Below are 23,832 nucleotides of genomic sequence, written 5' to 3' on the forward strand. Positions count from 1 at the left end.
ATAGTTAACGTGCTAAAATGAAATTTGATATATGTCAACAGAACCGTAGATTTATCAGCAGGCAAAATCTGTGCTTACTGTTATGTTGCTGTTAATAAGGTTAAACTGTGCGCCACTTTGAGCGCAGTTAAATTAGCGCCACGCTCACCCGCTAGCAGTACCTCTAAGTGGGTAGAGAATGAACACCAGTAACGCATTTACGTACTTTAGTCTGACGTTGAGCGAGAGCGTAGTTTACCTCGGTAAGCTCCAGGGAAATACCCGGAATAACTGGCGTTGTAGCCAGCGGGCCAGCAGGGTATGACAGCGACTTCTGTACTTCCGATTTCTATAATTTAAGTTGGCAATTTTAGGTAGCAAACATGCAGACGCCGCACATTCTTATTGTTGAAGACGAGCTAGTAACTCGTAATACCCTCAAAAGCATTTTTGAGGCGGAAGGATACGTTGTTCACGAAGCCACTGATGGCGCAGAAATGCACCACATTTTGTCTGAGAATGACATCAATCTGGTGATCATGGACATCAACCTGCCAGGAAAGAACGGCCTGTTGCTGGCACGTGAATTGCGCGAGCAAGCCACCGTTGCCTTGATGTTCCTCACCGGCCGCGACAATGAAGTCGATAAAATCCTCGGTCTGGAAATCGGTGCGGATGACTACATCACCAAACCGTTCAACCCACGTGAACTGACGATCCGCGCCCGTAACCTGCTGTCACGTACCATGAATCTGGGCAGTGGCACTGAAGAGCGTCGTCTGGTGGAAAGCTATCGTTTCAACGGCTGGGAACTGGACATCAATAGCCGTTCTCTGATTAGCCCGGCTGGCGAACAATACAAGCTGCCGCGCAGTGAATTCCGCGCCATGCTGCACTTCTGCGAAAACCCGGGCAAGATTCAATCTCGTGCGGAATTGCTGAAGAAAATGACGGGTCGCGAGCTTAAGCCGCATGACCGTACCGTTGACGTCACCATCCGTCGTATCCGCAAGCACTTTGAATCGACAGCTGATACGCCAGAAATCATCGCGACGATCCACGGCGAAGGCTACCGCTTCTGCGGCGATCTGGAAAATTAATTCCCTCAGCCGGAACAGGCTTCTGTTCCGGCTGTTTTCCCTTCTTACTGCACGTTACTCAGTCTTTCCCCACGGCATAACCGGCACCGCACTTAACGCATTCTTCGGCGAACCATCGACTAAGCGATCGGAGTAAGCGAGATAGATCAGCGAGTTACGCTTTTGATCGTAAAACCGCACGACCTGCAACTTCTTGAAAACCAACGATGTTCTTTTCTGGAATACTACGGAGCCGCGATCGCCACCGTTTTTGATTTTATCAGACAGCGTGATCGTCCCAACCTGCTGACAGGAAATCGCGGCGTCCGCAGTGTCTTCCGCCAACCCTAACCCGCCCTTGATTCCGCCTGTTTTGGCTCGGCTGATGTAGCAGGTCACGTTTGGTACATCCGGATCGTCAAACGCTTCCACTACGATCTTATGATCCGGCCCCAGTAGCTTAAAGACCGTATCGACAGATCCAACTTCTTCCGCACTGACAACGCCGGCGGTAGATAGCAATAGCAGACCCGCTCCCACGATGCGCTTTATGTTCATATTTCAGGTCCTGTGACAATTCATAACAAACGGTTAATAACCACAATTAAAAAGGGGATGAGCAAAATAAACCGCTATAATCTCCCTCCTTATCCAAATTACCTGCGGAACATTTTCAAAAATCTTCGGCAGTACCAAAGTGAAAATATTGCTATGATGCGGGATCTCAATACGCTCGCGCTCAATGTGTTTGATGAGGAAGATTATGGATCAAGCCGGTATCATACGTGACTTGCTTAACTGGCTGGAAAGCCATCTCGACCAGCCGCTATCACTCGATAATGTGGCGGCGAAAGCGGGTTATTCCAAGTGGCATCTGCAAAGAATGTTCAAAGATGTGACGGGCCATGCCATTGGTTCATATATCCGAGCGCGGAGATTGACCAAAGCGGCGGTTGCACTCTGCCTGACCAGTCGCCCTATCCTTGATATTGCCCTGCAATACCGTTTCGATTCACAACAGACGTTTACCCGCGCGTTTAAAAAGCAGTTTGCCCAAACGCCAGCGTCTTATCGTCGTTCCGATAATTGGAATACTTTCGGCATTCGTCCGCCGATCCGGCTTGGTGCATTTACCCTGCCACAGCCACAGTTTGTCACCTTGCCAGAAACGCAGCTTATTGGCCTAACGCAAACCTATACCTGTCGTCTGGAGCAAATTTGTAACTTCCGTACGGAAATTCGCGTCCACTATTGGCGTCAGTTTTTGGGAGAAACCCGCTGCGTCCCACCGGTACTTTACGGGCTACATCATTCACAGCCGAGTAAAGAGAAAGACGACGAGCACGAAGTGCTCTACACCACCGCGCTGGAGCCACAGTATCTGCCCGATGATATCCACACTGGCGAGCCCATCACGCTACCGGGCGGCGACTACGCGATGTTCGTTTTTGAAGGCCCGACAGACGATCTACAGGATTTTATTATCAGCCTGTATGACACCTGTCTGCCGACCTTCCAGCTCACGCGTCGCAAAGGGTTTAATGCCGAACGTTTTCACCCTAGCCGCGATACAGACGGGGAAATACCCGACATCATTCGCTGCGAGTATTTCATTCCCATCCTGCACGCAGAGCCGCTCTCAGCGCTGTAATTCATCCAGTGCCGGAATATCCAAATGCGAAATATCTCCGGCCGTTTCCACCACCCAACCCGGTGCCAGCCATGGGCTTTGCTGATAATCAATGCGCGACAGGGAACAGTTGCGCAGTCGCAATCGCCGTTCAGCCGATGCGGGTAACCCCAGAACCGTACTCAGCAAGCACCCCAGCGCCATACCATGGCTAACCAGCAAAGGACGACTTCCCGCTGGCAACGCCAGACAACGTTCCAGAACACCGTGCATGCGCAATGCCACATCAACCATCGATTCGCCTTCCGGGATGCGGCCATCAGGTGTGCCATCCACCAGCCCTTTACGCCACTTTTCTTCCTCGGCTGTCAGCGAATCCAAATCGCGGGCTTCTAACACGCCCATATTCAACTCACGTAACCTGGGCTCCAGGATTATCTGGCAATCACCACAAGATTTAGCGATGATTTCTGTCGTCTGACGCGTTCTTCCGAGATCGCTGGTAAAAATATGCGTAATCCCTAACGTCCTGATTCTTTCAGCAACTTGCTGTGCCTGTTGCTCACCTCTTGGCGTCAGCGCACTGTCCGATTGACCTTGAATACGTCGAGCCACATTCCATTCCGTTTCGCCGTGGCGAACAAGATATACCTGTAACATGGTTATTTTCCGTTATACTGCGTCAAATTAACTAAAGGTACGAAACTGTTATGTATCACGTTGTTGCTGCAACTACCAACCCGGCAAAGATTAAGGCTATTACTCTGGCATTCACCGATGTCTTTGGTGCAGAAAACTGCCGCATCGAAGGCGTTGACGTCGACAGTGGCGTCCCGCGCCAGCCTCTCGGCTCTCTCGAAACCCGTACAGGCGCAAGAAACCGCGTCATGATGGCGCGCCAGGTGCGTCCAGAAGCCGACTTTTGGGTCGGTGTCGAAGCAGGCATTGAAGAAAGCATGACGTTCGCCTGGATGGTGATCGAAAATGCTCACCTGCGCGGCGAGTCACGTTCCGCAAGCCTGGTTCTTCCAGAAAGTATATTACATGGTATCCGTGAAGGGCGGGAATTAGGCGATGAAATGGAACGTTTGACGGGCGTTCAGAATATCAAGCATAAAGGGGGTGCCATCGGCGTCTTCACCGACGGCAAATTATCACGCACTAGCGTGTATCATCAGGCATTGCTGCTGGCACTGGTGCCGTTCCATAACCCGATCTACCAGATTCCCGTTCAGACAACGACACAGTAACCGTTACGCGTTGTCACCCAACGGTTTATCTGTCGACAGCAACTGCGCTTCCAGCCAGCTTTTTAACGCGGGGGGCGCGGCTTTCAAACTGTTTGAACCGCGCGTAATCGTCGCAATGCCCGCACCTAACTCGCTTTTCAGCTCACGCTGGCTCATTTCACCCCGCATTAGCTCCTGTATAATTCGCACCCGCGTTCCTAACGCAGTACGCTCATCCGGCGTTAGCAGGAGTTGGAGCAGCGGCAATTGAAGATCCTCCGCAATAGACTGCTGCAATAGCGCGACAAAGCGTAACCAGTGCTCATTGTCTTGTTCAGAAAGTGCCGGGTCGATCAGCGATAACGGAGTCATAACGGGCTGCCATACTATTTAACTAGTACGGCAGCATAACACAATTTCAGGCAACGAGCGCAACGCCACGTCTCAATAACGCCGCTGCCATTCCGCATCCGTCAGCACACTGGCTGGCTGGTTCAGGAAATAGCGATAGAAGACGTCATACGCCAGCACATTTTTCACGTAACCCCGTGTTTCCGAAAACGGAATACTTTCGATAAACGCAACGGGATCGATACGCCCGGCGCTGTTTCTCAACCAGGTATTCACACGCGATGGTCCGGCATTATAAGCCGCGGAAGACAGAATGCGGTTACGGCCAAATGTCTGGTACACGTACTCCAGATAGCTCGTCCCTAACAGGATATTGGTTTCGGGATCGAACAACTGGCTGCTGTTCGTATAGAACGTGATATTGCTCATTTTGGCCGTATGCTGCGCCGTCGCGGGCATCAACTGCATCAGGCCCGATGCACCAACCGGGGAACGTGCTTTCGGGTTCCAGGCGCTTTCCTGACGAGCAATCGCCATTGCATAGCTCTGACTAATGCCTTTCCCCTGCGTTTCACGGCGGAATTCATCGTTCCAGGCCAGCGGGAAACGCTCTTCCAGATGATCCCACAGCTTCGCGACAATCGTCGCCTGTACGCTCAAATCCGCCCAGCGCTGTTCAAACGCATAGCGAGCCAGTGCTTCCTGCTGCGGCTTGCTACGATTCGCCACCAGCCCGACCCATTCGCTGCGCGCCAGATTATCCATCTGCCAGAACATCAACTCCCGCACGCGAGTGATTTCCGGTAGCTGAGACAAAGAAGGATCCGGCTTCACCGCCATCATGATAGTCATCGGATAGCGCTCGTTCAGTTTCTGTGCCGCCGCCATCGGATAGAACCCGCGTTCCTGCATCAGGCTGCGTAAGATCGTCTCGCCTTCCTGCCGTTTGCCCTGATCCAACAATGCTGCCGCGCGCCAGTAGCGCCATTCATCTTTCTGTAACGCATCCGCCGGTAAACGCGCCATCCAGCTTGTTAGCCCCTGACGATCGCCTGCCCCCAGCGCCATACGCACGCGGCGTTCCAGCAACGTGGTCGACGTGCTCTGCCGCACCACGCCATCCCGCCACTGCGCCTGCTCTGGCGTGGCATCGTTGCCCATCAAACGCCAGGCAATCGTTTCTTCCATCTCCTGACGTTCTGCCGCACTCATTTTCTGCAAACGGGCAATGACTGGCAGCATCGAACGGGCATTATCGGCATCCTGACGCGCCGTGCGCGTAAAGGCCGACAGCGTGACTTTACGGGTGAAATCCGTTGGTCCAACGGTACGAGCGAAACTCTCCAGCGAATTCGGATCGTTCTGGAGTTTCAGCAGCGCATCGCCCATCGTTTTATAGTCGTCAGGCAACTGCTTGATGAGGTAACTCACCAGACTGCCGCTACCTTCGTCCATCGCCAGACGCGCGCGTTCCAGCGTCGTCAGCGGTGTCTGCTCGCCGGCCTGCTGCCAGACGGAGAAGAGTTTATCGCACACGGTAGGGAGCGAGCGCCCTGTCAGCCAGATATCACGCGTGGCTTCCCACACGCCCTGACGCTGACCGGTTGCCCACTGGGCGTAATAAAAGTTACAGCGGGCGCTGACCGGCTTCGGTGGCTGGGGGCTAAATGCCAGCAGCCCGATCCAATCCTGACGACGCGCCAGTTCATTCACAAAGCTGGTAGTCAGGTTGCGGGCGGGCGGCAGCGTCGGGTGCGTTGCCATAAACTGTTTTACCTGCGTCGCGCTGACCTGACTCAGATCCTGCGTGAGCGAACGGTATTCAAGATAAGGATAAAGAGGGTAACTGCGCAGCGTTGGCATCAGCTGCGCGACCGTGTCCATCTGGTTGCTGTCCCATGCTTGCTTAACCTGCTGATAGCGCTGACGCTGTTCGTCCAGAGAATCCGCCAGCACATGGCCGGAAAACCCAGCCAGACATATCGCCGAAACGGCGTACCACCAATGACCCGCTTTTATCACCTGCATTAACCTCATCCGTTATCGAACTTGCTATCGGCATCCTTCATCGTATCGATCCCCCTATCCTACTGGGCAGATTCAATGAGTGTGGCACATCATGCCAGACAACGATATGCCGATCCGCAAACCGATTCTGAAATTCATCGCGCGGGCCTACGTCTCAGATCGGCCATGGCAAATCGCCGGATAGCTGGGATCGCAGGCTGAAAACCGCTACACTTCATACTTAGAGTAATGCGCTTAGAATAATCGATCGCTGCCAGAGTATTTCCTTAGCAGCGATTTAGTATTAGGTAACACAGTGCTACATATGGTCACCCGCTTATGGTGACAAATCATAGAGATAAGAGAGAGGCGAAGTCGCAACGTGGCTCAATATGTTTATACCATGCATCGCGTCGGTAAGGTCGTACCGCCGAAGCGTCACATTCTGAAAAACATCTCCCTCAGTTTTTTCCCCGGTGCCAAGATCGGCGTGCTGGGTCTGAACGGAGCCGGTAAATCAACGCTGTTGCGTATTATGGCTGGCATTGATACGGACATCGAGGGCGAAGCTCGCCCACAACCTGGAATCAAAATCGGCTATTTGCCGCAGGAACCGCAGTTAAACACGGAGCACACCGTTCGTGAATCCGTGGAAGAAGCGGTGTCTGAAGTCGTAACCGCACTGAAGCGTCTTGATGAAGTCTATGCGCTCTATGCTGAGCCGGATGCAGACTTCGATAAATTGGCCGCAGAACAAGGCCGGTTGGAAGAGACCATTCAGGCGCATGACGGTCATAATCTGGACAACCAGCTAGAGCGCGCCGCCGATGCGCTGCGTTTGCCTGAGTGGGATGCGAAAATCGCCACCCTGTCCGGGGGCGAACGTCGCCGTGTGGCACTGTGCCGTCTGCTGCTGGAAAAGCCGGACATGCTGCTGCTCGACGAACCAACCAACCACCTGGATGCCGAATCTGTCGCCTGGCTGGAACGCTTCCTGCACGATTTCGAAGGCACCGTGGTGGCAATTACCCACGACCGTTACTTCCTCGATAACGTAGCAGGCTGGATTCTAGAGCTGGACCGTGGCGAAGGTATTCCGTGGGAAGGCAACTACTCTTCCTGGCTGGAGCAGAAAGATCAGCGTCTGGCACAGGAAGCCTCTCAGGAAGCGGCACGCCGTAAATCCATTGAGAAAGAGCTGGAGTGGGTGCGCCAAGGCGCGAAAGGCCGTCAGTCCAAAGGTAAGGCACGTCTGGCACGCTTTGAAGAGCTGAACAACACCGAATACCAGAAACGTAACGAAACCAACGAACTGTTTATTCCGCCAGGTGCTCGCCTCGGCGATAAAGTGGTGGAAGTCTCCAACCTCAGCAAGTCTTACGGCGAACGTCAGCTCATCGACGGGCTGTCTTTCTCCGTACCGAAAGGCGCAATTGTCGGCATTATCGGCCCGAACGGTGCTGGTAAATCGACTCTGTTCCGCATGATGTCCGGTCAGGAACAGCCGGATGGCGGCACAATTGAGCTGGGTGAAACGGTGAAACTGGCGTCAGTCGACCAGTTCCGTGATTCGATGGACAACAGCAAAACCGTCTGGGAAGAAGTGTCTGGCGGGCAGGACATCATGCGTATCGGCAACACCGAAATGCCAAGCCGTGCTTACGTTGGCCGTTTCAACTTTAAAGGGGTTGATCAGGGCAAACGCGTTGGCGAGCTATCCGGTGGTGAACGCGGCCGTCTGCATCTGGCGAAGCTGTTGCAGGTAGGCGGCAACGTGCTGCTACTCGATGAACCTACCAACGACCTGGATATCGAAACCCTGCGCGCGCTGGAAAACGCCCTGCTGGAATTCCCTGGCTGTGCCATGGTGATCTCGCATGACCGTTGGTTCCTCGACCGTATCGCAACGCACATTCTGGATTATCAAGACGAAGGTAAAGTGGAATTCTTCGAAGGTAACTTTACCGAGTACGAAGAGTACAAGAAGCGTACGCTGGGTGCCGATGCGCTGGAACCACACCGCATCAAATACAAGAAAATCGCTAAATAAGCCGTCATCGAACGTGATAAACAAATGGCCCGCATTGCGGGCCATTTTTCTTTCCAATACTGCTTCACTTACCTAATCAGAACGTTTCCCAGTTTTGACTATCGCTACCTTTGCTACTGGCTCCAGCGAGGGCCATCGCTGGCGCTAAGCGCGGTTGCGGCGCAGCCTTCGGCAAGGATGATTTCAGTCTCTGAGCCACGCCAGCCAGTTTGAATACCGCGACAGCCTGCGTCAGACGTGCAGCCTGTTCTTCGAGTGAAACGGCTGCTGCCGAGGCTTCCTGCACCAACGCCGCATTCTGCTGCGTCGCACTATCCATTTCAGACACGGCCTGACTCACCTGACCAATGCCACGGCTCTGTTCGTCAGAAGCGGAAGCAATTTCACCCATGATGTCGGTCACGCTGACAACCGCGCGAACAATCTCACCCATGGTTGTACCTGCCTGAGACACGAGCCCAGACCCTGTATCCACCAGCCGGCTCGATTCGCCAATCAGCCCTTCAATTTCTTTCGCTGCCTGTGCGCTACGCTGCGCCAGACTACGGACTTCACCCGCCACCACGGCAAAACCACGCCCTTGCTCACCCGCTCGCGCGGCTTCTACCGCCGCGTTCAGCGCCAGAATATTGGTCTGGAAAGCGATACTATTAATGACGGACGTGATTTCGGAAATACGGCGTGAACTGGTAGAAATATCCTGCATGGTATCCACCACGTTCTTCACGATCTGTCCGCCCCTCTCTGCTTTTTCAGAGGCATTTTTCGCCAACTGGCTGGCGTGATGGGCATTGTCAGAGTTCTGTTTCACCGTCGCGGTCAGCTGTTCCATGCTCGCTGCGGTTTCTTCCAGCGCGGCCGCCTGCTGCTCGGTGCGCGAAGAGAGATCGACGTTACCTGCCGTAATTTCTGACGATCCTTGATAGATCGAATCCGCACCTTCGCGCACGATCGTAACCGTATCTGTCAGCTCCGCCTGCATGTTCTGGATATTCGTCCCCAGAGTGCCGATCTCATTACGTCCCATCGCCATCGGTGGCTGTGTCAAATCACCCGCCGCGATCTTCTGGATACGATCAACCAGTCTGTTGATTGGCGCGAGGATCACATTACGCACCATGATGTAGGCCATAATCGCCATAATAATAGCCAGGGCAAATGAGCCCGCCATCATCCAGTAACCCAGTTTGGCATTATCTGCCGCACGATGGTTGATATCCTGCGCAGCCTTTGTCAGTTCCCCCACTTTTTTACGCACTGGGATACTAAACGCTTCATCTAACGTGCGGGTGAGTGAACCTTCCAGTGAAATAAGATCTTCAAATTCCCCGTCGTTTGTCGCTTTCTGCATAGCCAGAATCGCGTTATCACGGTAGTTGGCGTATGACTTAAGAATTTCATCATCCAGCGCTTTTTCGCTCTCCAGTTTGTCTGGACGCGCGATATATTCATCCAAACGCTTCTGTGAGGCTCTGACTCGCCCAACCGCTTCTGTGGAAGCCGCTTTGAACACCGTGTGATCGCTAATACGGTTTGCTGCGCCTGCCTGAATGAACAGTAATCTGGCAACCCGCAGTTGATCGAGGCTACTGCTGATACCAGCCCGGATATCAGACAATTCATTAGCCTTATCCAGGGAATCATTACTCTGCTTTAAGAAATAGCTCGCTGTGCCAATAGAAAGCGCAAATAAAATCAGGATAATTGAAAAAAGAGTAATAAATAACGAAACGAGACGTATATTGTTGATGTAACTCAACTTCTCTTTTTGAACAGACATCGGTTGCATTCCCATTTTCACCATCACTGGTCTATATTATCTCTGCCATTATTGGTGCGGCAGAGCCCAGATATCATCGTGACAATCACGCCACGCAGGACAAACCTTTCATAAAAAAGTCAAAAGGAACCACGGTTGTTATCGGCATTTTCAGTCTAAAACGTACCTAAAATAAGTTGATGGCAATCACGTTTCAATAAAAATTAAAAAACATCTATAAAAATGAAACAACAATATTATAGGTACGACAATCTCTACTGCTTTTTCAAAAACGCTGAGTAATCATCCAACGCGTGATGCTGTAAAACAAAGTCGATAAAACACGCCAATGCGGGTGAATTCAGCTTGCGGCTGGGGTACACCAGATAAAGCTCGTTGGCTTCCACCTTCCAATCCGGCAGAACCCTGACCAGTTTTCCAGAAACGGCTTCATCCAGACAGAGAAAATCCGGCAATAGCGTAATCCCAGCCCCCGCAATGGCGCACTCGCGGGCGTAAAGCAGGTTATCCGTGATATGCGAATCAGGGAGTAACCAGCGATAGAGTTCCGAACCGCGATGCAGGAGCCACTCCGTCCAGGCATGATGCGCAATACAGCGGTGTTGCTGGAGCTGTTGTGGGTGGAGTAATACCGAGTGTCGCGCCAGATAGTCAGGCGATGCCAGCAAGTATCGCGGGGTTTGCCCAAGCGAACGCCCAATCAGTGAAGAGTCATGCGGTTTACCGGTACGAAAAGCAACATCAAAACCTTCCTGTACCAGATCAATCACATCATCTGAAATCAGCACATCCAGCGATACCGCCGGAAAGCGCTGCTGAAACTCGGCGGTGAGCCGCGCCAGCAACGTAGAACCTAATCCTGCCGGGCTGGTGATGCGCAGTCGCCCGCTGGGGTTATCACGCAGGCGCTGTACGGCGAGATCGGCACGCTCGCTGGCTTGCAGCATCTCCTGACAGTGAATCAGGTAGCGCTCCCCCGCAAACGTCAGATTGAGCTGACGCGTCGTTCGGTTCAGCAACCGCAGGCCAATCTGCTGTTCAAGCTGGCTAATGCGCAGGCTCAGGCTGGATTTTGCCAGCCCCGCTTTTCGCGCCGCCTGTGTAAAACTGCCACACTCGGCCACCAGCGCAAACAGCGCCATATCCTGTAATTGTTTAAACATGATTGTTCACCACAGACGAACACTGCATTATTTATTGTCCATCTTATCAGTCCTATCTCTGTGTTCTACACTTTGGCTTATGCAAAAATAGGTTTTATTCACAAAACCAGATTCTGAAAATAATGAGGAACAGACCATGACCGCTCATGCGATAGCCGTTGATCCACAACAACCAGAAAATTTCATTGCCATCACGCAGGATATTCCTGAGCCCGGTGAATACGATCTGTTAGTCGGCGTAAAAGCGATTTCCATCAATCCGGTGGATACCAAAGTTCATGCTGGATTGCGTCAGAATGGATTACAGCAGCCCCGAATTCTCGGCTGGGATGCCAGCGGTGTCGTACTGAAAACCGGCAGCGCCGTGAGTGACCTTCAGGTAGGCGATGAAGTCTGGTACGCCGGTGATATCACCCGCCCCGGCAGCAACACCACCCATCAGTTGATTGATTCACGTATCGTAGCGCGCAAGCCGGTGTCTCTGGACTGGGCCGCCGCCGCCGCACTGCCGCTCACCGCGCTGACCGCCTGGGAAGGGTTATTCGAGCATCTGAAGATACAGCAGGCCGACAGCGACAAAACGCTGTTGATTATCGGCGGTGCAGGCGGCGTAGGATCTCTCGCGATTTCTCTGGCGGCATTGCGCAGTTCGGTAAATATCATCGCCACTGCGTCACAGCCTGACTCGGCAGAGTGGTGCCGCCAGCGCGGTGCCCATAAGGTCGTGGATTACCGTAATCTGGTCGAGTCTCTGGAAAAAGAAGGGATCAAACAAGTCGACTATATTTTCTGCCTGAACGACACGGACGGCCACTGGGATGCCATCAGCAAACTGATCGCGCCGATGGGGCACATCTGCACCATCGTGGAAAACAAAAACCCGCTCGACCTGACGACGCTGAAACTCAAAAGCGCGGCGCTGCACTGGGAATTAATGTTTACCCGCAGCATGTTCACCACGCTGGATATCGCGGAACAGGGGAATATTTTGCACGAAGTCGCACAGCTGGTTGATGCAGGAAAACTTCAGGGAACCGCCAGCGAAGCGCTGCAAGGGTTAACGGTAGAGACGCTGAAGCAGGCTCACGGTAAAGTGCTGGAAGGGCATATGCGCGGCAAGATCGTTATCACGCTGTAATAACGCAATCAGCCCCTTTCGGGGCTGATTAATAACGCACTGATCAATCACACATCAGAACAGCAGACGAGCACGAATGGTGCCAGGAATTGCCTTCATCAGCTGCAGTGCCGTTTGCGCACCGTCAGTTTCGACGTCAATGACCACATAACCAATTTCAGGTGTCGTTTGCAGATACTGCGCGGCAATGTTAATGCCCTGCTCAGCAAAGATCTGGTTAATTTTGGTAATCATACCTGGACGGTTTTCATGGATGTGCAGCAGGCGGCTGGCGCGTACGCCATGAACAGGCAGCGACACTTCTGGGAAATTCACCGCAGACAGCGTAGAGCCGTTGTCTGAATATTTCGCCAGTTTTCCAGCGACTTCGTCACCGATATTTTCCTGCGCTTCCTGTGTGGAACCACCGATATGTGGCGTCAGCAGCACGTTGTCAAACTCGCACAGCGGCGACAGGAACGGATCACTGTTGGTTGCCGGTTCCTGTGGGAATACGTCAATCGCCGCACCGGACAAATGCTTGCTTCTCAACACGTCGCACAGTGCAGGAATATCAACCACCGTACCGCGAGCAGCGTTAATCAGGATTGAGCCCGGCTTCATCAGCGCCAGCTGTTCCGCGCCCATCATATTCTGCGTGCTTTCATTTTCTGGCACGTGCAGACTTACTACGTCGCTCATATTCAGCAGGTCGGACAGGTGGCGCACCTGCTGAGCATTACCCAGCGGCAATTTACTTTCAATATCATAGAAGTAAACGTGCATACCCAGGCTTTCAGCCAGAATACCTAACTGCATACCGATGTGCCCGTAGCCGATGATCCCCAGCTTTTTACCACGCGCTTCAAACGATCCCACCGCCAGTTTTTCCCAAACACCACGGTGCGCTTTCGCGTTCGCCGACGGGATACCGCGCAGCATCAGCAGCATTTCGCCGATCACCATTTCTGCCACGGATCGGGTATTGGAAAAAGGTGCGTTAAATACCGGGATACCGCGCTTGGTCGCGGCCGACAGCTCAACCTGATTAGTCCCGATACAGAAACACCCTACCGCGATCAGTTTTTCCGCAGCAGCAAAAATCTCTTCTGTCAGATGGGTACGCGAGCGGATACCCACAAAATGCGCATCGCAGATGGAGGCTTTCAGCGCCTCTGGATCCAGTGCACCTTTATGGAACTCGATGTTGGTGTAACCCGCTGCACGCAGGTTATCCAGCGCGCTCTGATGCACGCCTTCCACTAACAGAAACTTAATCTTGTCTTTTTCCAATGATACCTTTGCCATTTCCCGACCTTATTTTCAGACTTCAAATGTGACAGAGTGCTAAATAGCTTCTGCCAACATAACAAAAATTACGCAGTCAGCAATACAAACGATTGCTTCGCCCAAATCGCGCCACAGAGGAGCGCGCCTGATTTATGGCAAAAAATATTGCCAAAGATGTGCATCGCCATATCGACGATAAATAAAATAAGAAAATGTGATATTAAGTACCAAAAATGAGCCGTTAACTAAATGGATTTTTTTAGCTAAAAAATTTCTGACGTGGGGGTTCACCACGCCAGAACGATCGCGCACTCATTTAACGACGGTTTTTACACCCTCAGCCGTGCCGACTAACGCGACATCTGCACCGCGGTTGGCAAACAGCCCAACGGTCACGACGCCTGGGATACCATTAATATGGTTTTCTACCGCGACCGCATCCATGATATTCAGGTTGTGTACATCCAGAATGACGTTGCCGTTATCCGTCAGTACGCCCTGACGATAGACCGGCTGCCCTCCCAACTTCGCCAGTTCACGCGCCACGTAAGACCGCGCCATCGGAATGACTTCGACCGGCAGCGGGAATTTGCCCAGCACATCAACCTGTTTGGATGCATCGACAATGCAGATGAACTGGCGCGACAGTGCAGAAATGATTTTCTCGCGGGTCAGCGCTGCACCACCGCCCTTGATCATCTGCATGTGGCCGTTGATCTCATCCGCGCCATCCACGTAGACATCCAGCGAATCCACATCATTAGCGTCAAAAACGGGGATACCCAGACTTTTCAACTTTTCCGTCGAGGCATCCGAGCTGGAAACCGCGCCTTTGATTTGATGTTTTATTGAACCCAGCGCATCAATAAAGTGTGCTGCCGTCGATCCGGTTCCTACTCCCACAATGGTGTCGGGGCGGACGTAGTCGAGCGCTGCCCATCCCACTGCTTTTTTCAGTTCATCTTGCGTCATAATCTGCTTCTGGCCTGTAGAATCGATATACGAAAACGTGTGCGTATTATAGAACATGCACGTTGGGGAAAGCGTGCAAATTCACTGCACCGCTGATGCATTATTTCATGCACATCACTCCACACCTACCCTGCTGAATCGTGATTGCGCACAATAACCAAAATAAGATTTCTGCATGGCAAATCTGCAAAATGTGGCATAGTGAAAAAAAACAGACTCATTCAGAGGATTTTGACTTTCATGAAACGCCCGGACTATCGAACGCTTCAGGCTCTGGATGCCGTCATCCGCGAGCGTGGTTTTGAACGCGCTGCCCAAAAACTGTGTATTACCCAATCTGCCGTTTCGCAGCGTATTAAACAGCTGGAAAACCTGTTCGGCCAGCCGCTATTAGTCAGAACCATTCCACCTCGTCCGACAGAACAAGGGCAGAAACTGCTGGCTCTGCTTCATCAGGTCGAGCTGCTGGAAGAAGAGTGGCTGGGCAATGAAACTAACAGTGATATCCCGCTGCTGCTGTCGCTGGCGGTGAACGCCGACAGCCTCGCAACCTGGCTGCTGCCTGCGTTACAATCGGTGCTGGTCGATTCACCGATTCGTCTTAATTTGCAGGTAGAAGATGAAACGCGCACGCAGGAAAGGCTGCGCCGGGGTGAAGTGGTCGGTGCGGTGAGTATTCAGTCTCAGCCGCTGCCAAGCTGTCTGGTAGATAAACTGGGCGCACTGGACTATCTGTTTGTCGCCTCACCGGCCTTTGCCGAGCGCTATTTCCCGAATGGCGTGACACGCTCGGCGCTGCTGCGCGCACCGGCGGTCGCCTTCGACCATCTGGATGATATGCATCAGGCTTTTTTACAGCAGAACTTTGATTTGTCGCCGGGCAGCGTTCCCTGCCACATCGTGAATTCATCGGAAGCGTTTGTACAGCTGGCGCGTCAAGGCACTACCTGCTGCATGATCCCACACCTGCAAATCGAAAGAGAACTGGCGAATAACGAGTTAATCGACCTGACGCCGGGGCTGTTTCAGCGCCGGATGCTCTACTGGCACCGCTTCGCGCCGGAAAGCCGGATGATGAGGAAAGTGACGGACGCCCTGCTCTCGCACGGTCATCAGGTACTGCGGCAGTCATAACGTACTGAGAAAGTGATACTGGCATCGTGATAAAAACCAACAGGCCAGTTGCAGAGTGATGACAATCCTATTTACCGAACGAAAACGGGAGTAACGGAATAGAAGAGTAAAGCGTTTGCGCCATGGATGGCGCAATCCGAGCTTACATGGACGTACTTGCAGCGTCTTTACGATCTATCCGTTATTCCCGCTTGGTGACCTTTATCTGCGACCTCAAACAGGGCAGTATCATCAATGCGTTTACGCGGTAATTACTGCGTACGCTGTAGCTCAAACACGACATCCACCTGATCGTCAAAGTGAATGGTTTGCTGTTCATAGGTTTGTGCCGCTTCGCTTTGCGCTGCTGCGTCTGCCGTTTTAAACATCCGTGCCATTGGCATCGGCTGATAGTTGGCAACGTGATAGCGAACGCTGTAGATCGGCCCCAGCTTGGCGTTGAAGCCCTGCGCCAGCGCTTCCGCCTGACTTGTCGCCTGCTCGATGGCTTTCTTACGCGCTTCATCACGATAGGTTTCTGGGTTAGCCACGCCTAATTCTACCGTGCGAATCTCATTCAGCCCCGATTTCAGCGCCCCATCCAGCAGCTCGTTCAGTTTATCTAACTGGCGCAGCGTGACTTCCACCTGACGCACCGCACGATAACCTTTCAGCACCGAGCCACCTGTTTTCAGGTAGTCATATTCTGGCTGCGTACGTAAATTGGCGGCATTGATATCTTTTTTCTCAATGCCATTTTTACCCAGAAAATCAAAATATTGTGCAACGCGGGCATCGACCTGCTTTTTCGCTTCCGCCGCATCCTTCGATGACACGCTCACTTCAATCGCCAGACGCGCGATATCCGGTGTCGCATCTACGCTGGATGTCCCTGACGTTACGATATGCGGACCATCCGGCAATTCCGCAGCCTGCGCGGCGATCGACACACCGCCAAATCCTATCGCAGCGGCCAACGCCAGTGCATTGAGCTTCATCATACCTCGCTTCACACTCTCTCCTTACTTATGTTTCGTCACGCATGCCGCTCGCAGATTATCTGTATCAATAGATTGTCCGTATCAATAGATTGTCTGTGCCAACACGGTATCTTCCAGAATGAAAGAGACAAGACGGATTGCTTTACCGACCAACATAACGCATTACCAACTCCACACAATATAGGTGAATTTCTGAAACACGGCGTAAGGTGAGGTTATTTATTTCCAACCAGTATTCCAACCATTATTGCCAGCCGTGACGCGCCAGCTGCAAAGCAATGCCCCACATCACTACGCCGACAAAAAAGTTGATGACCCGCTGTACCCGCGGTGTATTCAGCCACGGCGCCAGCCAGGAGGCCAATAGCGCCAGAGCAAAGAACCAGGTGAAGGAAGCCGTCATCGTTCCCAGCGCAAACCAGCTTCGGGCATCGTCCGCAAACTGGCTCCCCAGACTCCCTAGCACCACAAAAGTATCCAGATAGACATGCGGATTAAGCCAGGTCACCGCCAGCATGGTAGCAATAATGCGCCAGCGACTTTGTTTCATCACTTCGGCGCTGGCGAGCGCAATATTCTTGCTGAAGGCCATTTTCATCGCTCCCCAACCGAACCAGAGCAGAAACGCAACGCCGCCCCACGTCACCGCGCCCAGCAGCAGTGAAGACTGCCTCAGCAACGCGCTACCGCCAAAAATACCGGCGGCAATCAGCACCATATCGCTCAAGGCACATAACAGCGCCACCATCAGGTGATACTGTCGGCGAATTCCCTGATTCATCACAAACGCATTCTGTGGCCCCAGAGGCAGAATCATCGCCGCCCCTAACAAAACGCCCTGTAAATACACCGCCCACATACTTCTCTCCTACGCCGTTTATTGTTATCGCGGGGAGTGTATGGAAGCCAATGAGATAAGTGAAATTGAATATTCTAACGCTACATTAGCTAAGCTAATGCGCTGAAGGTAGAGGCAGGCCGTGTCGGACGAGAAGATAATTTCTGACGATGCACCATGCCGATAAGGACAGGGTGCATGTCTGGTCGATCATGCCAGCGGGTTGATGCTGGCGGTTTCACTGCGGGCGCTAAGCTATGTAGATACTGCGTTATGCAGAGGGTGCATCGTTATGCAGGTGCACATCCATCTGCGGATAAGGAATGCCAATACGGTGCTCATCCAGCACGCGTTTAAAGCTTTCCAGCAGATCCCAATACACCGCCTGCGCGTCGCCATTGGTTGTCCACACCCGCACCACAAAATTCAGCGATGACGCCGCCATTTCATTCAGGCGAATCGTGACGCCCTTGTCGTGCTGGATGCGTTCATCCGCCGCGACAATATCGCCCAGCAGCTTTTTCACCATGTCGATGTCGGCGTCATAGGCTACGCCGACAATAATTTCGGTACGGCGATCCGGTTCACGCGAGCTGTTGATGATGTTGCCAGCAATGATTTTGCCATTCGGCACCACGATGATTTTGCCATCAGACGTGCGCAGCGTCGTCGAGAAGATCTGTACCTGCGTAACCGAGCCAGACACGCCGCCCAAATCCACCCATTCGCCGGTACGGAAAGGCCGGAAAATCACCAGCAAGACGCCCGCTGCAAAGTTGGCTAACGACCCCTGTAATGCCAGACCAATAGCCAAGCCAGCGGCACCCAATACAGCAATCACCGATGCGGTCTGTACGCCAACCCGACTCAATACCGCAATCAGCGTGAACGCGATAATGCCATAGCGCACCAGCGCAGACAGGAAATCGGCCACGGTTGAATCGATAGAACGGTTAATCATCAGTTTGTTGATGGTGCCGGAGACGATCCGAGCGATCACCAGACCAACGATGAGGATCACTAATGCTGCGACGATATTCACGGCATACTGCAAAAACAAGCTCTGGTGTGTCACCAACCAGTCCCCTGCCTGATCCAACCCCGTATTAAGTTCTTCCATTTGAACGCTCCTGTTTTTTAATCACTGGGAAAGCATAACGCCCCTAACTGAAACCGCAACATGGAGTCCCAAAAGCCCCAAAAATTAAGGCTCCCGTAGGAGTAATGCCAGTCAGTTAAGCAACTGACTGGCTGTTTTTCTTCGCTTTTCGATATTTATAAGGCCTTTCTTTCACCACTCTCGGGAAGGTTCTTTCTCTTCTTATCGGCAGCTTCACCATCTGTCCCATACTCTCCAGATCTCGCAGTAGTTCAGGGATACGACCCGGCGATGCACCCTGAAGCGTCATCAACATCCTCATGACCAGCCCGCAGGATTCTGAGAAGCTCAGCTGATTTGGCCAGTAACCTTTCAGTTGACTGGCCATTTTAATCATCTGATATCTCACGAGATTATACGCCAGCAGCACACCCCATAACTCCTGCTCCACAAGTTCCGGTTTTTTGCTTCTCAGTGTCAGTCTGCTCAGTTGCATTGTCTGTTTGATTTCACGGTAACCCAACTCGATTTCCCAACGGTGACTGTAAAGCTCAACCATTTCACCTCCCGGATAACGCATGCCATCAGTCATCGAAGTCAGTAACTGATAGATTTTTCCTTTACGGCTATAGGTCAGTAATCGGGCTGTCACTTCTGTACTCAGTCCCGGCCATTTTTTGCGGGATTGTGGCGTAGTTTTCAACTGTACCAGATGATCGCCTTTTCCCAGTTTCCGGGCTCCTCGTAACGGGTACCTTTCTTAAGCGGTATCATCCAGTGTCGGTGTTCTCCCGCACGCTTCCATAATTCAGCAACCCTAATGAGTAATACCCTTTATCGAGCAGCGTCAGCGTATTATCTGCGGTCTGGTCTATCAGTTGCTCAGTAGGGTATATTCGCTGTCTTTCATCGTACCGAAGGCTGCTGCGGTTATCAGATGGCTGGTCAGCTCCATCTGACAGACCATTTTGACCTGCGGGTAGGGGCCAGGTTGGCCGCAGTAAGTCTGGCGCGGGAAGGCGGTATCATTTTCAGGTGTTTCCTGTGTGCGCCAGACGACGCCATCCATCGCCAGTAACGTCAATCCACACCAGTGGGGATGCGCCACAGCGTTGTGCCACAAGTGAGCGGTGTGCGTGAACACCCGTCGAACGGCGTCACTTCCGAGCCGCTGTCGAGTATGGATAACCGCGCTGGGAGCAACAAAGGGACGGTTACCGGGCAGCATAATATCCAGCCGATTGACAATCTGATGAAGCGGCTCCTTACGTTCAAGCGCCATGCCGACAACGCACCAGACCATCATTTCGAGAGGAAGACGGCGTTTACGCAGGGTGACCACGCCGGACTCAGCAAGGCAACGGGCAATAAGTTCTGGGTCAAGAAAGTCGCCAAGAGAAGTCAAAGGATTACGGGTCGAATCGTAACGTGAAACGAGGTCGATGGCCTGAGAGATACGCATAAAAAATCCGGAAATGAAGAACACTTCCGGATTCTTACACAGCTATTGGATCGTTCAACTGATCCTTAACTGATCAGCATTACTCCCGTAGGAGCCTTAGCATCAAATCATGTTTACGTCGTCTGACTTACAGCACGTCAACAGCATTAAGCTCTTTGAAGGCTTGTTCCAAACGAGTCACCATGCTTGCCTGTGAGGCACGCAGCCACACACGCGGGTCATAGTATTTCTTGTTCGGCTGATCGTCGCCTTTCGGGTTGCCCAATTGGCCTTGCAGATACGCTTCGTTTTCTTTGTAGTATTTCAGGATACCTTCCCACGTTGCCCACTGGGTATCGGTATCGATGTTCATTTTCACTACGCCGTAGCTAACGGAATCTTTGATTTCCTGAGCGCTGGAACCAGAACCGCCGTGGAATACGAAGTCCAGGCTGTTGTGCGGCAGGTTATGTTTCTTGGAAACATATTCCTGAGAATCACGCAGGATGGTCGGGGTCAGCTTCACGTTACCTGGCTTGTATACGCCATGCACGTTACCGAAAGAGGCAGCGATAGTGAAACGTGGGCTGATCGCGTTCAGTTTGGTGTACGCGTAGTCAACGTCTTCTGGCTGGGTGTACAGAGCAGAAGCATCCATGTGGCTGTTATCCACACCGTCTTCTTCACCACCAGTACAACCCAGTTCGATTTCCAGGGTCATATCGATTTTGGCCATACGCGCCAAATACTTAGAGCAGATCTCGATATTCTCTTCCAGAGACTCTTCAGACAGGTCGATCATGTGAGAAGAGAACAGCGGTTTGCCAGTCGCAGCAAAGTGTTTTTCACCCGCGTCCAGCAGGCCATCGATCCACGGCAGCAATTTCTTCGCACAGTGGTCGGTGTGCAGAATCACTGGCACGCCATAGTGTTCAGCCATTTGATGCACATGATGAGCGCCAGAAATCGCACCCAAAATTGCCGCCTGCTGACCTTCTGCTTTCAGGCCTTTACCCGCGATGAATGCTGCACCGCCGTTAGAGAACTGAACGATGACTGGCGCGCGCACTTTGGCTGCGGCTTCCAGCACAGCATTGATTGAGTCGCTACCGACACAGTTCACTGCTGGCAAGGCGAATTTGTTTTCTTTTGCTACTGCGAAAACTTTCTGAACGTCATCACCAGTGATGACACCGGGTTTTACGAAATCAAAAATTTTAGACATGTTACGTGTCCCGTTTCGTTGGCCGTGGAGGGGTTAAAGAGGTCGATGTTAAATCGACAGGCTGTCTCGACACGAGATTGTGAACATCACATATCGAGACAACCACAGGAAAGGGGAAAAGCGCCCCTTACCTTAAATTATTGCTTGGCACGTTCTTCCAGCATAACCACTGCTGGCAGTTTTTTCCCTTCGACAAATTCGAGGAATGCGCCACCACCGGTAGAAATGTAGGAGATTTTATCTGCAATACCAAACAGATCGATCGCAGCCAGCGTATCGCCGCCACCTGCAATAGAGAACGCGTCGCTATCTGCGATAGCACGGGCGATGGTCTCGGTTCCTTTACGGAAATTAGGGAATTCGAAGACGCCAACCGGGCCATTCCACAGGATGGTCTTGGCATTCTTAAGAATTTCAGCCAGACGCTCAGCGGACACATCACCCAGATCCAGAATCTGCTCTTCGTCTTTGATTGCCGTAACAGACTTCAGCGTTGCAGCTGCAGTTTCAGAGAATTCTGACGCGACACGCACATCGCTCGGTACAGGAATATCACAGGTTTCCAGCAGCTTTTTCGCTTCTGGAATCAGGTCAGCTTCGTACAGGGATTTGCCCACGTTGTGGCCTTGTGCAGCAACGAAGGTGTTAGCAATACCGCCACCAACGATCAGCTGATCGGCGATTTTAGACAGTGAATCCAGTACGGTCAGTTTGGTGGAAACTTTAGAACCACCAACGATAGCAATCATCGGACGGGCTGGTTTGCTCAAGGCTTTACCCAGCGCTTCCAGCTCACCAGACAGCAGCGGGCCCGCACAAGCGATAGTGGCAAATTTACCCACGCCGTGGGTGGAAGCCTGCGCACGGTGTGCTGTACCGAATGCGTCCATTACGAACACATCACACAGCGCCGCGTATTTCTTGGACAGGACTTCGTCGTCTTTCTTCTCGCCTTTGTTAAAGCGGACGTTTTCCAGTACAACCAGCTCGCCTTCGGCGACATCAACACCATCCAGGTAATCTTTCGCCAGACGTACAGGAGAAGACAGTTTCTCTTTCAGGTAGTCAACAACGGGCAGCAGAGAAAACTCTTCGTTGTACTCGCCTTCGGTCGGGCGTCCCAGGTGGGAAGTGACCATAACGCGAGCGCCTTGTTTCAGGGCGATTTCGATGGTCGGCAGAGAGGCACGGATGCGCGCATCAGACGTCACTTTCCCTTCTTTTACTGGTACGTTCAGATCCGCACGAATAAGAACACGTTTACCAGCCAGATCCAGATCGGTCATCTTAATTACAGACATGGTGAATCCTCTTGTTGATTCTCTTTTAAAGTTGCTTGAGCGAGATAGCGACCCTAGATCGCCACCGTCGTACTAGAAACCGCTGGCCGCCATCGCCCGTGTTGTATCCAACATCCGGTTGGCAAAGCCCCATTCGTTATCGCACCAGACCAATGTTTTAATCAGATGCTGACCACTGACCCGTGTCTGCGTACCGTCGACAATGGCACTGTGCGGATCATGGTTAAAATCAGCCGACACTAGCGGCAATTCAGTGTAATCAACTATACCACGAAACGACTCATGCGCTGATTTTTGCAATAGTGCGTTAATTTCATTCACATTTACGGCTTTCCTGACGCTAACGCTCAGGTCAATTGCCGTGACGTTAATCGTCGGTACACGCACCGAGATCGCCTCAAAACGATCGACAAACTGCGGAAAAATACGGGTGATCCCCGCCGACAGTTTAGTATCTACCGGAATGATCGACTGGCTGGCGGCTCGTGTACGCCGCAGATCGTGATGATAAGCATCGATCACCGGTTGATCGTTCATCGACGAGTGAATCGTCGTCACCGTACCATTCTCGATACCAAAGGCATCATCCAGCAGTTTGATGACCGGGATAATGCAGTTGGTCGTGCAGGACGCATTGGAAACAATGCGGTGCCCGCTTTCCAACTGATGGTGATTGACGCCAAACACCACCGTGGCATCCAGATCCGTCGTTCCCGGATGAGAAAACAGCACTTTCTTTGCACCTGCCGCCAGATGGGCTTCCCAATCTTCCCGGCTACCGTAAACGCCGCTGCAATCCAGCACGATATCGATACCGAGTTCTCGCCAGGGCAATGGCTGAATCTCTGTCTGATGCAACAGACGAATACAGTCATCACCGACATAAAGCTGGTCGCACTCCTGACGCACATCCCACGAAAAACGGCCGTGACTGGAGTCGTACTTGAGCAAATGCGCCATGCCTTCCGCGCTCGCCAGCTCATTAATCGCCACAACCGTAATCTCGGCTCGACGGCCCGATTCATACAACGCACGTAAAACACTGCGGCCGATGCGGCCAAAACCGTTTATCGCAATACGAATCGTCATGGCGTTCCTTGTGATTCCTTGTGTCGTGGCAGAGTTACCCAGCGCATAGGATATACCCTTCTTAGACACCAGAGAACC

The 23,832-nt window shown here is 52.4% G+C and carries 20 protein-coding genes and 1 pseudogene; 6 read left to right on the forward strand and 15 right to left on the reverse strand.

All coding sequences use genetic code 11. The features are described from left to right. Positions 1-362: 362 nt before the first annotated feature. Positions 363-1,079, forward strand: coding sequence for a two-component system response regulator ArcA (gene arcA / locus LOZ86_RS18535; RefSeq protein ID WP_010300511.1), 717 nt, complete (start codon positions 363-365; stop codon positions 1,077-1,079). Between the two features lie 54 nt (positions 1,080-1,133). On the opposite strand, the gene creA is transcribed toward arcA, so the two are convergent. After that, positions 1,134-1,616: a protein CreA gene (creA, locus tag LOZ86_RS18540; RefSeq protein ID WP_039487165.1), complete on the reverse strand. Its 483-nt coding sequence runs from the start codon at positions 1,614-1,616 to the stop codon at positions 1,134-1,136. A 205-nt stretch (positions 1,617-1,821) separates the two neighbouring features. Here creA and robA point away from each other — a divergent pair, with 205 nt between their 5' ends. Then, positions 1,822-2,709 carry an MDR efflux pump AcrAB transcriptional activator RobA gene (gene robA, locus LOZ86_RS18545; RefSeq protein ID WP_039487168.1) on the forward strand — a complete coding sequence of 296 codons (888 nt, stop codon included), beginning with the start codon at positions 1,822-1,824 and terminating at the stop codon, positions 2,707-2,709. On the opposite strand, the gene gpmB is transcribed toward robA, so the two are convergent. Beyond that, positions 2,698-3,348, reverse strand: coding sequence for a 2,3-diphosphoglycerate-dependent phosphoglycerate mutase GpmB (gene gpmB / locus LOZ86_RS18550; protein WP_039487171.1), 651 nt, complete (start codon positions 3,346-3,348; stop codon positions 2,698-2,700). The genes robA and gpmB overlap by 12 nt on opposite strands. A gap of 50 nt (positions 3,349-3,398) precedes the next feature. Between gpmB and yjjX the strand changes: the two genes are divergently transcribed. Then, on the forward strand, positions 3,399-3,938 hold the full coding sequence (yjjX, locus tag LOZ86_RS18555; RefSeq protein ID WP_039487172.1) for an inosine/xanthosine triphosphatase: 540 nt from the start codon (positions 3,399-3,401) through the stop codon (positions 3,936-3,938). 3 nt (positions 3,939-3,941) lie between these two features. Here the strand turns inward: yjjX and trpR are convergent, their stop codons facing one another. Together trpR and sltY are read right to left on the reverse strand one after the other, a co-directional pair. Continuing rightward, on the reverse strand, positions 3,942-4,289 hold the full coding sequence (gene trpR, locus LOZ86_RS18560; RefSeq protein WP_039487173.1) for a trp operon repressor: 348 nt from the start codon (positions 4,287-4,289) through the stop codon (positions 3,942-3,944). Between the two features lie 72 nt (positions 4,290-4,361). After that, complete coding sequence (sltY, locus tag LOZ86_RS18565) at positions 4,362-6,296, reverse strand: murein transglycosylase (RefSeq protein WP_052237775.1); 1,935 nt, start codon at positions 6,294-6,296, stop codon at positions 4,362-4,364. Positions 6,297-6,657: 361 nt separating this feature from the next. Here sltY and ettA point away from each other — a divergent pair, with 361 nt between their 5' ends. Then, positions 6,658-8,325, forward strand: a complete 1,668-nt coding sequence (ettA, locus tag LOZ86_RS18570; protein ID WP_072012442.1) for an energy-dependent translational throttle protein EttA — start codon at positions 6,658-6,660, stop codon at positions 8,323-8,325. Between the two features lie 76 nt (positions 8,326-8,401). Here ettA and LOZ86_RS18575 read toward each other — a convergent pair whose 3' ends face one another. Then, positions 8,402-10,105 carry a methyl-accepting chemotaxis protein gene (locus LOZ86_RS18575; RefSeq protein ID WP_039487176.1) on the reverse strand — a complete coding sequence of 568 codons (1,704 nt, stop codon included), beginning with the start codon at positions 10,103-10,105 and terminating at the stop codon, positions 8,402-8,404. Between the two features lie 254 nt (positions 10,106-10,359). Then, complete coding sequence (locus tag LOZ86_RS18580; protein WP_039487179.1) at positions 10,360-11,268, reverse strand: LysR family transcriptional regulator; 909 nt, start codon at positions 11,266-11,268, stop codon at positions 10,360-10,362. 136 nt (positions 11,269-11,404) lie between these two features. On the opposite strand from LOZ86_RS18580, the gene LOZ86_RS18585 reads away from it, so the two are divergent. Then, positions 11,405-12,406, forward strand: a complete 1,002-nt coding sequence (locus tag LOZ86_RS18585) for a zinc-binding alcohol dehydrogenase family protein (RefSeq protein WP_161546653.1) — start codon at positions 11,405-11,407, stop codon at positions 12,404-12,406. Between the two features lie 54 nt (positions 12,407-12,460). On the opposite strand, the gene serA is transcribed toward LOZ86_RS18585, so the two are convergent. Next, positions 12,461-13,693, reverse strand: a complete 1,233-nt coding sequence (gene serA / locus LOZ86_RS18590) for a phosphoglycerate dehydrogenase (protein WP_039487182.1) — start codon at positions 13,691-13,693, stop codon at positions 12,461-12,463. A 294-nt stretch (positions 13,694-13,987) separates the two neighbouring features. Next, on the reverse strand, positions 13,988-14,647 hold the full coding sequence (gene rpiA / locus LOZ86_RS18595) for a ribose-5-phosphate isomerase RpiA (protein WP_039317220.1): 660 nt from the start codon (positions 14,645-14,647) through the stop codon (positions 13,988-13,990). A gap of 240 nt (positions 14,648-14,887) precedes the next feature. Here rpiA and LOZ86_RS18600 point away from each other — a divergent pair, with 240 nt between their 5' ends. Continuing rightward, positions 14,888-15,781: a LysR family transcriptional regulator ArgP gene (locus tag LOZ86_RS18600; protein ID WP_039487185.1), complete on the forward strand. Its 894-nt coding sequence runs from the start codon at positions 14,888-14,890 to the stop codon at positions 15,779-15,781. A gap of 251 nt (positions 15,782-16,032) precedes the next feature. Here LOZ86_RS18600 and LOZ86_RS18605 read toward each other — a convergent pair whose 3' ends face one another. The 7 genes and pseudogenes from LOZ86_RS18605 to epd all read right to left on the reverse strand — a co-directional run bounded on the left by LOZ86_RS18605 (position 16,033) and on the right by epd (position 23,754). Then, positions 16,033-16,758 carry an oxidative stress defense protein gene (locus LOZ86_RS18605; RefSeq protein ID WP_039487196.1) on the reverse strand — a complete coding sequence of 242 codons (726 nt, stop codon included), beginning with the start codon at positions 16,756-16,758 and terminating at the stop codon, positions 16,033-16,035. A gap of 247 nt (positions 16,759-17,005) precedes the next feature. Beyond that, on the reverse strand, positions 17,006-17,620 hold the full coding sequence (gene argO / locus LOZ86_RS18610) for an arginine exporter ArgO (protein WP_230242596.1): 615 nt from the start codon (positions 17,618-17,620) through the stop codon (positions 17,006-17,008). A gap of 250 nt (positions 17,621-17,870) precedes the next feature. Then, positions 17,871-18,719: a small-conductance mechanosensitive channel MscS gene (gene mscS, locus LOZ86_RS18615; protein ID WP_039487190.1), complete on the reverse strand. Its 849-nt coding sequence runs from the start codon at positions 18,717-18,719 to the stop codon at positions 17,871-17,873. Positions 18,720-18,834: 115 nt separating this feature from the next. Continuing rightward, positions 18,835-20,160 (reverse strand): annotated as a pseudogene (locus tag LOZ86_RS18620) (IS4 family transposase). Between the two features lie 127 nt (positions 20,161-20,287). Continuing rightward, positions 20,288-21,364 (reverse strand): class II fructose-bisphosphate aldolase, encoded by a 1,077-nt coding sequence (fbaA, locus tag LOZ86_RS18625; RefSeq protein ID WP_039487408.1) that lies wholly within the window; start codon positions 21,362-21,364, stop codon positions 20,288-20,290. Between the two features lie 137 nt (positions 21,365-21,501). Further along, a complete protein-coding gene (gene pgk, locus LOZ86_RS18630) occupies positions 21,502-22,665 on the reverse strand; it encodes a phosphoglycerate kinase (protein WP_039487407.1) in 1,164 nt (387 codons plus the stop codon). A 72-nt stretch (positions 22,666-22,737) separates the two neighbouring features. Beyond that, positions 22,738-23,754, reverse strand: coding sequence for an erythrose-4-phosphate dehydrogenase (gene epd / locus LOZ86_RS18635; RefSeq protein ID WP_230242598.1), 1,017 nt, complete (start codon positions 23,752-23,754; stop codon positions 22,738-22,740). Between the last annotated feature and the right edge of the window lie 78 nt (positions 23,755-23,832).

It is taken from the genome of Pectobacterium parvum (genome assembly GCF_020971565.1).
GTDB classification, from domain to species: Bacteria; Pseudomonadota; Gammaproteobacteria; order Enterobacterales; family Enterobacteriaceae; genus Pectobacterium; species Pectobacterium polare.